The organism is Amycolatopsis sp. NPDC033938, assembly GCF_055575975.1.
On sequence record NZ_JBVIRO010000001.1, the window covers coordinates 1,201,573 to 1,213,107 of the forward strand.

The window sequence follows — 11,535 nt, forward strand, 5'->3', positions numbered from 1 at the left end:
GGATCAGTGAATCCTGAGGAGGATCTCGCCAGACTCCGGCACAAGCTGGCCGGGCTGGAACGCGAGAACGGCGATCGGATGTACCTGGTCGACAACCGGGCGACCAAGGCGATCGAGGAGACCCAGGCCGCAGGCGACAAACTCAAGCAGGAGACGAGCGCGGCGCTGACCGCGCGTCTCGAGCAGAAGCGGCGGGCCAAGGCCGCGGGCGGCTGGGCGACCGAGTCGACGCTGGCCGAGAAGGTCGAAGACGACGGCGATTTCGGGTTCGAGGAGGACGAGGCCGAGAACGAGCGCCGTGCCGGGTACCGGACGGCCGAGGAGCCGCCGGTCGCCTACCGGCCGCCTGCCCCGTCGGCGGCGCCGCCGCCACCCCCGCCACCCCCGCCGCCCCCGGCGCCGGTCCAGGAAGAGCGTCCGGCCGGACGGCACCGGCGAGCGGCCGCCGCGCGGGGTGACGACGACGATTTCGCCAACACCGACTGGCTGGCGACCTGAGCCGTCAGGTTCGCAGCGTCACGATGGCCCGCTCGACGCCGTGGAAGACGGAGTGGGTCTTGTACCGGACGTCTTCGGCGACGTGGCCGGGAGTCAGGATCTCGGCGAGGGCGCGCAGCGCCACTTCTCCCTCGGCGACCGCGACTCGCGAGCCGGGGCAGGTGTGCCTGCCGAGGCCGAACGCGAGTTCGGCGTCGGGGCCCAGCGGGATGGCGAGTTTGTCCCCGGTCGTGAAATCCTTGCCCGCCAAGGAAAACGGCGCGATCACGCGGCGGGCGGCGAAGCGGGTCGGGGCGATTTCGTGGATCAGGCCGCGTACGTCGTCCAGGACGTCTGGGCGGCGTAGGAGTTCGAGGCCGCCGAGGGCGAGGAAGTTCATGGAGTTCTCGTACGCGGCGTGGGCGAGCATCACCGGCGTGATCATCAGTTCGTCTTCGGTGATCCGGTCTGCTTCGTGTGCTTCGCGGAGCAGCGCCAGCCCGCCGCCTTCGACGGCCGTCGCCTTGAGGAAGAACATCGCGACCCTGAGCGCGGCGGTGTCGGCTCCGGCCGGTCCGCCCGACCAGACGTCCAGGTTCGCGGCCGTCTCGGACAGGTTCGTCAGCAGCTTCTCGTCAAGCGGTTCGACAGTGCCGAGCACCGCCTGGGCCACCCTGGCCGCCACCGGCCTGGCGAAGTCGGCCACCAGGTCGAACCGAGCGCGCGACTTTAGCCCCCTAATCGCGATGCGGAGGTCGGCGAGCACCTCCTCCGGCAGCGGCTCCACCAGGGCGATGACCTCCTTGACGACCGCGCGCAGCCGCCGGTGGTCCGCGCCGTCCATCAGCAGGAGGTTCGGGGTCTCGGCGGCGGCACCGCCCGGATTCGAGCTGAGCTCGCGGTCGCGCAGGGCTTTGACGCGGTCCGCCGGATCGTCCAGCACGAAGAAGTCGTCCACGTTCGTATGATGCCCATGCAGCGGCCGGAGAAGGTGCCAGTGTCCACAAAAGAAGTGCCCGAGGAAGTGTTGCGGACGCCACTGGTGCACCGCTTGCTCGAGCGCGCCGAAGTCGAGCGCCCGGCGTACACGCACCTCGACTGCTCGAACCGGCACGAGCTCGTCGAAGACACGCTGACCTGGGCGGAACTCCTCGTCCACGTCCGCGCGGTCGCGGCGAAGCTCCGTGGGCTGATCCAGCCTGGAGACCGCGTCGCGATCACGGCGCGACAGGACCTCTCGTACATCGTCGCGTTCTTCGGCGCGCTGTACGCCGGAGCCGTCGCGGTGCCGTTGTCCGCGCCGGACGTCCGCGCACACCGCGAGCGGCTCGTCGGGGTCCTCAACGATTGCGACGCCGACATCTGGCTCACCTCGGAAGCGCTGGTCGAGCGGCTCGGGGAGTTCGCCTCGACCGAGGCGGTTCCGGCGCCGCGCGAGATCGTCGCCGTCGACACCCTGCCGCTCGATCCGGCGGACCGATCCCTTCCCGCGCCGGTTTCGCCCGAAGACCCCGCCTACCTGCAGTACACGTCCGGTACGACGCGCTCACCCGCCGGCGTGATCATCACGCATCGGGCCCTCTCGGCCTCGTGCTGGCAGATCTGCGAGGCCTACGAGGTCGGCGAGCACACCACGTGTGTCGGCTGGATCCCGTTCTTCCACGACATGGGGCTGGCGCAACTGATCGCCGGGACGATGCACTGCGGCGGCCGGACGGTGTTCATCGCGCCGCTGGAGTTCATCCGGCGCCCGGAGCGCTGGCTGCTGCTGATGTCGGCGTATCCGAACACGCTCACGGCGGCCCCGAACTTCGCGTACGACCTGGTCACCGAGGCCGTGCCCGAGTCGAAGCGCGCCGAGTACGACCTGTCGACGGTGTCGATCGCGCTCAGCGGCAGCGAACCGGTCCGGGCGGCGACCGTCCGGGACTTCCTCGCAGCCTACGAGCCCCACGGCTTCCCGAGGGGCGCGTTCAGGCCGTCCTACGGCCTGGCCGAGGCGACGGTCTACGTCGCCAGCGGCGACTCCAGCGGGCCGGCGGTGACCGAGGTGGACGGCCGCGAGATCGTCGAGATCGGCTGGCCACGGGGCCAGCGGGTCCGCGTCGTCGCCCCGGCGGATCGCGTTTTGCCCGCTAAAGGCGACATGGGCGGGACGGGCGAGATCTGGGTCAAGGGGCCCAACGTGGGGGCCGGGTACTGGCGACGGCCGGAGCTGACCGCCGAGGTGTTCGACGCCGAACTCGACGGGGAGCGCGGCTGGCTCCGCACCGGTGACCTGGGCTGGATCCGGGACGGCAGGCTCTCGGTGACCGGACGCCTGAAGGACCTGATCATCATCGACGGCCGCAACCACAGCCCCCACGACATCGAAGAGACCGTCGCCGCCGCTCATCCCCTTCTCGGGCCAGAGCGGGTCGCCGCGTTCTCGGTCGACCTGGACGACGGCGAGGGCATCGTCGTGGTCGCCGAGCGCGCGCGGAAGGCCTCCGACTTCGACGAAAACGAGGTCGCGCGGGCGGCCACCCGCGCCGTCGCCGAACGGCACGACGTGCGGCTCAAGGCCTTCCTCCTGGTGAAACCCGGCGGGCTGCCGCGAACCTCCAGCGGCAAGGTCGCGCGTTCCGCGGCCAGAACGCGGTACTGGACGGCGGATGGGACAGAATCCCCTCATGGCAGCTGACGGGAGCGAGTACGTCGACGAGATCAAGGCCCTCGTCTGCAAGACCTTCGACGTCGATCCGGACACCATCGACGAGAACACGCCGTTCGCCGAAATGGGCGTCGACTCCCGGCGCCGGGTCCGGCTCCTGGCGACGGTCGAGGTGGAATTCGGCATCGACATCGACCTCGACGAGCTGGATCGCCTGGTCGACATCCGCGGAGCGGCGGCTGTGCTCGCCGAAGCCGTCGAAGCGGGCGGGCAACCGCGAAAACGCGGTCTACCAGGCTTCTTGCGCCGAAACCGTTTGAGTTAGCAAAGGTAGGAATGTTCCTGCGGCTTCGGTGACCGGTGGGTACATTCTTGTGTGCATATGCGATGGCACCTGATGCCGCCGGCGTGCGTCGTAGGTAGGACAACGAGGCGGATACAGCGGGACGAAGGGGGCACCGGTCATGCCGGACGGGGGCTACAAAGCCGATTCAGAGGCGATGCTCACGGCGTCGACGTCGTTGGAGCGCGCGGCTGAGCACACGACGTCCGAGGCGGGGAAGGTAGGACCGACCCAGGTGCAACCCGCGGACTTCGGCCGGGTGCACAAGGACTATCAGAAGGGCTACGCCACCGGGATCCTCGCCATTTCCGACGCGATGAAGGGCTACGCGGGCCAGCTCACCCAGCTCGCCGGTGGCGTCAGTACCGCGTCGACCCGCTACACCTCATCCGACCAGGCGAACGCCGCGGCTGCCAACAAGGCGGGGACGCAATGAGCAAGTACACGTGGGAGCAGAAGAAGGCGCTCCTCGACGACCCGTACATCACGCAGGGCACGAAGGACAAGCTGCTCTTCGGCGGCGACGCGGCGTACGAGAAGGCCATCGCCGAGCGTGACTCGAACGCGGCCGCGGACAAGAAGCAGAAGACCGCCGTGGAGAAGGCGGACAAGGATCTCGACGCCATGGCCAGGCCGGCCGCGGGCGGTTCCACGACCAAGTCCGATCAGGTGCTCGATCTGGGGAACCCGGCGCTCGACTTCTTTTCCGACTGGGCCGAGCAGGTCTGGAACAAGATGCCGGACCGGCCGTACGAGATCAATTACAAAACCGATGTCTGGGACCGGTTCCACGAGAACCGCGAGATCAATTTCCAGAAGATGTTCGACGAGGTCGAGGATCTCGGCGATGCGAAGAAAGCCGTCGAGCAGACCAGGACCGACGCGACAACGGCGCTGACCACGCTCTTCCACGATTGGAAGGGGGAGGGTGCGACGGCCGCGAAGGTCAAATACGAGCAGCGAATCCAGCCTGACGCGAAAGAGCTCATCGCGCAGATGGACGGCGCCATCAAACTGGTGCCTTCGACCATCGACAAGATCTACAGCGCGCTCAAGCTGAAGGTCGACGAAACGCTGAAGCTGCGCGTCGACAAGGTCGCCACGGCGCCGCTGTTCACGGCGAAACAGGTCGTCGAGATCGCGAACGGCAACGTCGGTTCCAAAGAAAAGCTCTTGGATGTCGCGTACTGGCTCGACTCCGCGTGTCCGGGCAACAATCTCGCCGAGCGGCTGCGTCACGACGACTGCAAGCTGAACGACGAGAACAAGGACTATGCGATCGGGGCCGCGAAGCAGTGGCTGAAGGGTTCGTTCGCCAAAGAGTTCGGTGAGCGGTTCGAGAACTTCAAAAAGCTCTGCAAGAACGCGACCGACACGATCAACACGCAATATCACGAGCTTTCGCGGTTCATGGAGGACTACACGAATCCGTTCCCCGCGCCCGGAGCCGCGAAGCCGCCCGCCGACGATGGCAAGGGCAACGGAAACGGCAATGGGAATGGGAACGGAAATGGCAGCGGCAGCGGGACGCCCCCCGGCGGCGGGGGTGGTACCCCGCCCGGCGGAGGTGGCGGCACGCCGCCGGCGGCGACGGTTCCCGAGGCGCCCAAGCCGGAGGACAAGCCCGCTGACGGCATGAACCCGGTCACCGGGAAGCCGCTCGAGCTGGATCCCGAAACCGGCAAGCCGTATCCGATCGACCCGGCGACGGGCGAAGCGATCAAGGACGGCCTCGACGGTCAGGACACCATGACCGTCCAGAAGGGTGACAACAAGATCGAGATGACCGAGCCGGACAAAGACGGCAAGATGGACATCAAGGTCGACGACGGCAAGGGTCACGAAAAGGACTACAAGCTCGACTTCGATGACCCGAAGGGCGAAGACGGCAAGCCCGGCGAAGAGGGCAAGGACGGCAAGAAAGACGGCGAGTTCGGCCCGCAGGGCGCGGTCAAGGAAGGCCAGCCTGGCGCCGACGGTGTCTACCGGCCCGGTCCGGACGGCAAGATCCACATCCAGGACGGCAACCTCAAGATCACCGCGGAGCAGCCGCAGGGCCCGAACGGCCCGACCGTGGTGACCGTCGACGATGGCAAGGGCGAGCCGACGACCTACACCCTCGACGAAAAGGGTGAGAAGAAGGAGCTCAAGCCCGGCGACGTCGTCCCGACCGACGACCTCAAGAACGGTCTCGACGACCGGAATCCCGGCAACCCCCAGCCGGGCCGGATGGACGACGTGCGCACGATGCCCGCACCGGCCGATGCCGGTGTGGCGGGCGGCGGAGGCTTCAGCGCTCCGGGCGGCGTCGAGGTCGGTGCCGGTGTCGGAGGTGGAGCCGGTGGTGGCGAAGGGACCGCCGCGGTGTCCGCGGGGGCCGAGGCCTCCGGTGGCGCCGTGTCGGGCGCCGGTGGAGAAGGCACCGTGCCGACGGCCAGCGGCGGCGGAGGAAGTTTCGAAGGCGCGCTCGGCGGTGTCGGTGAGGGCGGTTCGGCGGGGGCGCTGAACGAGGCCGGTTCACTGGAACCAGGCATGCAGTCCGGGGGCGGTGCGCAGCCTGCCGGGACCGACGGCGGACTCGGGATGGCGCCCGGCGGGATGGACCCCGCACCCGCGGGCGCCGGTGCCGGCGGGGCGTCCGGGGGTGCCGGAATGGGTGGCATGGGCGGCATGATGGGCGGAATGGGTGCCATGGGCGGCGCGGCCGGTGGTGGTGGGGGTGACACGCAACGCGGGTCGAGCCAGTACCGCGTCGAGGGTGGCATCTTCGAGACCAGTGGCGCGGGTGGCCGGATCAGCGGGTCGCTCGACGACGAGGGCGGCGACCGTTCGATCAGCTACGAGCGATGATCGGTAGCCGGGGAACGAGGGAGGACCGATGAGCGCTGTTGACCGGCTGGCGGCCGCCATGTCCAGGCAGGACGCCGCCATCACGGAGCAGTTGGAGCAGCGGGGGCTGCGAGAGCGGCACCTCGCCGACGCCAAGGCTCAGGCGATGGAGACCATGCAGAAGGACGCGGCCGTCCACGACAAGTACGCCGCCCACATGCAGGAACTGGGGAAGCGGAGCAAGGAGGCGGGTGGCTGGCTGACCGGCAAGACGACCGCCGACCGCAGCCACACGATGGGCTTCGACATCGAGGACGACGAGAAACCGGACGCCCGGTTCGCCGAGTTCGGTGCTCGGTCTGGCCTCGACGCTTCGCGGCCGGTCGCTCCGCCGCCGCCGCTTCCGGTCGCGCCGGGGGTGCCCGGAATGCCGGCGACGGTGGACGTCCCGCCCGCGGTGCCCACGCCCGCGCCGAGTGGCGCGGCGCCTGAGGAACCTGCCGCGCCGGCGCGTCGTCGAGGTCGTCACGCCCGCGACGACAAGGGTTTCGACGACGACGACTTCTCGAACAACTCGTGGATGGTCGACTGACCCGCTTCACGTCCTTTGGGCCCGGCTCACCAGAGCCGGGCCCTTCTCTTCGCCCACTTCGCCTGCCCGGCCGAGTCGCCTTTAGCGGGCTAATCGCGATCCGCCGGGCGGTGCACCCAGCGCGGCCGAGGTCGCCTTTAGCGGGCTAATCGCGATCTGGCGGCCCGGCCTCTCGCTCCGGCCCGTGTCGCCTTTAGCGGGCTAATCGCGACGCGTAGGGATGCTAAGTAAGCAGGGGGCAGGATCGCGATTAGCCCGCTAAACGCAGGTCGGGTCAGGCGGCGGGTTCGTCCTGGAGTTCGATCGGGGCGCGTTTGACGTCGGCGTCCAGCAGCGGCTGGTACTTCGTCGTCCCCGTCAGGTGCGTGAGGAAGAACGCCGTGAACAGCGCCCTCGTCAGCTGCTGGGTCCCGCGGTGCGGCTTCCCGTGCAGCAGCAGCTGGCTCCAGTGCCTGCCCTCCGTGACGCCGAGATGCGACGACTTCCCGAGCGTCCGCAGCTGCACCGGCCCGCCCCACGCGTCCGCGATGGCCTCGGCGTGCCCCACTGACGGCGCGACGAGATCCTCGCCCGCCGCGAGGTGCAGACCGGGCACGGTCACCGACCGGGCGGACACCGTCGCCGGCGGCAGCGTCTGTGCGGGCGTGATGGTCGCGACAGCCTGGATCCGTGGCCGATCGGAGCCTTCGTCCGCTGCCTGCGCGGCCGCGAGGACGGCCGAACCGCCGCCGGTCGAGTGCCCCGCGAGGCCGAGCTTCACCGGGTCGACGCTGATGCCGTCCGGTCCGAGGCGGACCGTCGTGATCAGGTCGAGCGTGGTGAGGAGGTCGCCGGCCAGCAGCCGGTGCGACGGCAGCGGTCCGCGCTGGGTGGCCGGGGCCGCCGCGACGATGCCCCAGCTCGCGAGATGCCTGAGCAGATGCCGGTAGCTCCCGGTTGGCTGCAGCCAACCGTGCCCGAACGCGATCGCGGGCAGACCGAGCCCCGAGCGGGGCGTGAACACGACACCGGGGAGCCCGACCAGGGCGAGGTTGCCGCGCAGAACCTCGTGCGGGCCTGGGTGGGACAGCTCCGCGAGCAGCTGCTTGGGCTTGCTGGCCATGCTCGTGACCTTACTGCCCGCACCCCCGTCCAGCCCGCGCGCCGCCCCGGCGTTCGCCTTTAGCGGGCTAAACGCGACGCGTTCAGCCCGCTCAAGGCGATGGGCGGGCGCCCGGGCGAAGGGGCTGAATTTCCCTCGTTAGGCTGGTGGCCGTGTGTGGAATCGTGGGATACGTCGGACATCGCCCGGCCCTGGACGTCGTCATCGGCGGCCTTCGGCGGATGGAGTACCGCGGCTATGACTCGGCAGGCGTCGCCGTCCTCGACGGCTCCGGTGCGCTGAACGTCGAGCGCAAGGCAGGCCGCCTGGCCAACCTGGAGACCCAGCTCGACACAGTCGGCAGGGACGCCTTCACCGGCACCGCCGGGATGGGCCACACCCGCTGGGCCACCCACGGCGCCCCGGTCGACCGCAACTCGCACCCGCACCGCGACGCCTCCCAGCAGGTCGCCGTCGTGCACAACGGCATCATCGAGAACTTCGCCGCCCTGCGCGCCGAGCTCGAGGCCGACGGCGTCGAGATGGCGAGCGACACCGACTCCGAGACCGCCGCGCACCTGATCTCCCGCGCCTACACCGAAGGCGACACGAAGGGCGACTTCCCGGCCAGCGTCGCCGCGGTCTGCCGTCGCCTCGAAGGTGCGTTCACCCTGGTCGTGACCATCGCCGACCAGCCGGACACCATCGTCGCCGCGCGCCGCTCCTCGCCGCTGGTCGTCGGCGTCGGCGAGGGCGAGCACTTCGTCGCCTCCGACGTCGCCGCGTTCATCGAGCACACCCGCGAGGCGGTCGAGCTCGGCCAGGACCAGCTCGTCGTGATCACCCGTGAGGGTTACGAGGTCACCGACTTCCACGGCGACGCCGCCCAGGCCAAGCCGTTCACCGTCGACTGGGACCTCTCGGCCGCGGAAAAGGGCGGCCACGAGTACTTCATGCTCAAGGAGATCGAGGAGCAGCCCGAGGCGCTGGCGAACACGCTGCGCGGTCACTTCGACGGCGGCCGGATCATCCTCGACGAGCAGCGCATCTCCGACCAGGACCTGCGTGACGTCGACAAGGTCTTCGTCGTCGCCTGCGGTTCCGCGTACCACTCCGGCCTGGTCGCCAAGTACGCCATCGAGCACTGGTGCCGTCTCCCCGTCGAGGTCGAGCTGGCCAGCGAGTTCCGCTACCGCGACCCCGTGCTGGACCGCGCGACCCTGGTCGTCGCCGTCTCCCAGTCGGGCGAGACCGCGGACACCCTCGAGGCCGTCCGCCACGCGCGCGAGCAGAAGGCCCGCGTCCTGGCCGTCTGCAACACCAACGGCGCCCAGATCCCGCGTGAATCCGACGCCGTCCTCTACACGCACGCCGGTCCGGAGATCGGTGTCGCCTCGACCAAGGCGTTCCTCGCCCAGATCGCGGCCAACTACCTGGTCGGCCTGGCGCTGGCGCAGGCCCGCGGCACCAAGTACCCGGACGAGGTCGCCCGCGAGTTCGCCGAGCTCGAATCCATGCCCGCCGCGGTGCAGAAGGTTCTGTCCACTGTGGACCAGGTCCGTGACCTCGGCCGCCGGATCGCCGACTCGAAGGCCGTGCTGTTCCTCGGCCGCCACGTCGGTTTCCCGGTCGCCCTCGAAGGCGCGCTGAAGCTCAAGGAACTGGCGTACATGCACGCCGAAGGTTTCGCCGCCGGTGAGCTCAAGCACGGTCCGATCGCGCTGATCGAAGAAGGCCTGCCCGTCGTCGTGGTGATGCCGTCGCCGAAGGGCCGCGCGGTGCTGCACTCGAAGCTGGTGTCGAACATCAGCGAGATCCAGGCGCGCGGCGCTCGCACGATCGTGATCGCGGAGGAGGGCGACGAGACCGTCCGCCCGTTCGCCGACGAGCTGATCGAGATCCCGGCCGTGCCGACCCTGCTGCAGCCGCTGGTTTCGACGGTGCCGCTGCAGGTGCTTGCCGCGGAGATCGCCCGCACGCGCGGGTACGACGTCGACAAGCCGCGTAACCTGGCGAAGTCGGTCACCGTCGAGTAAGGACCGGAGGCGTCGTGCAGGGAATCTGGACCACGGAACGGATTCGCGCGGCGGAGGATCGGTTGCTCGCCGTCACTCCCGACGGCGAGCTCATGCGACGCGCGGCCTTCGGCCTGTCGGTGCACGCCGCCGGGATGCTCGCCGAGCACACGGGCTCGGTGTCCGGGCGGCGGGTGACCTTGCTGGTCGGTTCGGGCAACAACGGTGGTGACGCCTTGTGGGCCGGCGCGTTCCTGTGCCGTCGCAACGTGGCCGTCTCGGCGATCTTGCTGAAGCCCGAACGCGCTCATGCTCAGGGTTTGGCCGCTTTGAAGCGATCCGGCGGCAAGGTGGTGTCCGTTGAGGACGGTCCACAGTGGATCAAGCAGGCGGACCTCGTCCTCGACGGGATCGTCGGTATCTCGGCGCGAGGACCCTTGCGGGCGGACGCCGCCGCGCTGCTGGAGCACGTGAGTTCGCCGGTGCTGGCCGTCGATCTGCCGAGTGGCGTGGATCCGGACACCGGTGCCGTCGACGGTCCCGCCGTCGTCGCCGACCGCACGGTCACCTTCGGCGCCCTCAAACCCGTGCACGCCCTCGCGCCCGCGTCGTGCGGTGAGGTCGCCCTGGTGGACATCGGGCTGCGGCCGGAACTCGGCGATCCCGACCTGGAGCGGCTCGACACGACCGACGTCGCCGCGGCGTGGCCGGTCCCCGGGCCGGGGGACGACAAGTACAGCCAAGGCGTGGTCGGGGTGGCCGCGGGATCCGCGACGTATCCGGGCGCGGCCGTGCTCGCGGCCGGTGCCGCCGTGCGGGCGACGTCGGGGCTGGTGCGCTACGCCGGGCACGCCGCGGACGTGGTACGCGGGCGGTGGCCCGAAGTGATCGCGACGGGCTCGGTGACGGACGCCGGCCGGGTACAGGCATGGGTTGTCGGGCCGGGGATCGGCACCGGTCACGAGGGGCGGGACGTGCTGCGGTTCGTGCTCGGCCAGGGGGTACCGGTGTGCGCGGACGCCGACGCGACGACGATCATCGCGCACTCGCCCGAGGTGCTCGACGCGCGCGATCCGGACACACCTCTGGTGCTGACGCCGCACGCGGGGGAGTTCGAGCGGCTGATGGGTTCCCCGCCGGGAGCGGACCGGGTGGCGGCGGCGCGGTCGGCCGCGCGGAAGTACGACGCCGTCGTGCTCCTGAAGGGGCACTGCACCGTCGTCGCGGCGCCGGACGGGCGCGCGCTGGTGAACACGCCGCGGGGGTCGTGGCTCGCGACGGCCGGTTCGGGCGACGTTCTGTCCGGTCTGGTCGGCTCGCTGCTCGCAGCCGGGCTCGATCCGTGGCTGGCGGCCGGGGCCGCCGCGCACGTCCATTCGCTCGCCGGCTTCCTCGCCGCCGACGGCGCCCCGACCTCGGCTTCCGGCATCCTCGACGCCGTCCCCGACGCCATCCGGTCCGTCCGCTCGCACACCCTCTGACCAGGGCCCCGTGTCGCCTTTAGCGGGCTAAACGCGCTCTAAGGCACCCCCCCCCCGAGCGCGG

10 protein-coding genes are annotated in these 11,535 nt (G+C 70.0%); 8 read left to right on the top strand and 2 right to left on the bottom strand.

The features are described 5' to 3' along the window. The first annotated feature begins 6 nt into the window (after window positions 1-6). Entirely contained in the window at window positions 7-498 is a 492-nt protein-coding gene (locus ACZ5ZX_RS06055; RefSeq protein WP_465500855.1) for a hypothetical protein, read from the top strand. A gap of 4 nt (window positions 499-502) precedes the next feature. On the opposite strand, the gene ACZ5ZX_RS06060 is transcribed toward ACZ5ZX_RS06055, so the two are convergent. After that, the gene (locus tag ACZ5ZX_RS06060; protein ID WP_465500856.1) at window positions 503-1,435 is read right to left on the bottom strand and encodes a cytochrome P450 family protein; all 933 of its coding nucleotides are present in this window, start codon (window positions 1,433-1,435) and stop codon (window positions 503-505) included. Between the two features lie 15 nt (window positions 1,436-1,450). Between ACZ5ZX_RS06060 and ACZ5ZX_RS06065 the strand changes: the two genes are divergently transcribed. The 5 genes from ACZ5ZX_RS06065 (at window position 1,451) to ACZ5ZX_RS06085 (ending at window position 6,894) form a co-directional block, all read left to right on the top strand. Then, window positions 1,451-3,160, top strand: a complete 1,710-nt coding sequence (locus tag ACZ5ZX_RS06065) for a fatty acyl-AMP ligase (protein WP_465501055.1) — start codon at window positions 1,451-1,453, stop codon at window positions 3,158-3,160. Then, window positions 3,150-3,455 (top strand): acyl carrier protein, encoded by a 306-nt coding sequence (locus ACZ5ZX_RS06070; RefSeq protein WP_465500857.1) that lies wholly within the window; start codon window positions 3,150-3,152, stop codon window positions 3,453-3,455. Before ACZ5ZX_RS06065 ends, ACZ5ZX_RS06070 begins: the two co-directional genes overlap by 11 nt. Before the next feature lie 139 nt (window positions 3,456-3,594). After that, entirely contained in the window at window positions 3,595-3,909 is a 315-nt protein-coding gene (locus ACZ5ZX_RS06075; protein ID WP_465500858.1) for a hypothetical protein, read from the top strand. Next, window positions 3,906-6,323, top strand: a complete 2,418-nt coding sequence (locus tag ACZ5ZX_RS06080) for a hypothetical protein (RefSeq protein WP_465500859.1) — start codon at window positions 3,906-3,908, stop codon at window positions 6,321-6,323. Before ACZ5ZX_RS06075 ends, ACZ5ZX_RS06080 begins: the two co-directional genes overlap by 4 nt. A 28-nt stretch (window positions 6,324-6,351) precedes the next feature. Beyond that, complete coding sequence (locus ACZ5ZX_RS06085) at window positions 6,352-6,894, top strand: hypothetical protein (RefSeq protein WP_465500860.1); 543 nt, start codon at window positions 6,352-6,354, stop codon at window positions 6,892-6,894. A gap of 274 nt (window positions 6,895-7,168) precedes the next feature. Here the strand turns inward: ACZ5ZX_RS06085 and ACZ5ZX_RS06090 are convergent, their stop codons facing one another. Beyond that, complete coding sequence (locus ACZ5ZX_RS06090) at window positions 7,169-7,996, bottom strand: dienelactone hydrolase family protein (RefSeq protein WP_465500861.1); 828 nt, start codon at window positions 7,994-7,996, stop codon at window positions 7,169-7,171. A gap of 152 nt (window positions 7,997-8,148) precedes the next feature. Here ACZ5ZX_RS06090 and glmS point away from each other — a divergent pair, with 152 nt between their 5' ends. Beyond that, on the top strand, window positions 8,149-10,011 hold the full coding sequence (gene glmS / locus ACZ5ZX_RS06095) for a glutamine--fructose-6-phosphate transaminase (isomerizing) (RefSeq protein WP_465500862.1): 1,863 nt from the start codon (window positions 8,149-8,151) through the stop codon (window positions 10,009-10,011). A 14-nt stretch (window positions 10,012-10,025) separates the two neighbouring features. Further along, window positions 10,026-11,471 carry an NAD(P)H-hydrate dehydratase gene (locus tag ACZ5ZX_RS06100; protein WP_465500863.1) on the top strand — a complete coding sequence of 482 codons (1,446 nt, stop codon included), beginning with the start codon at window positions 10,026-10,028 and terminating at the stop codon, window positions 11,469-11,471. Window positions 11,472-11,535 lie beyond the last annotated feature (64 nt).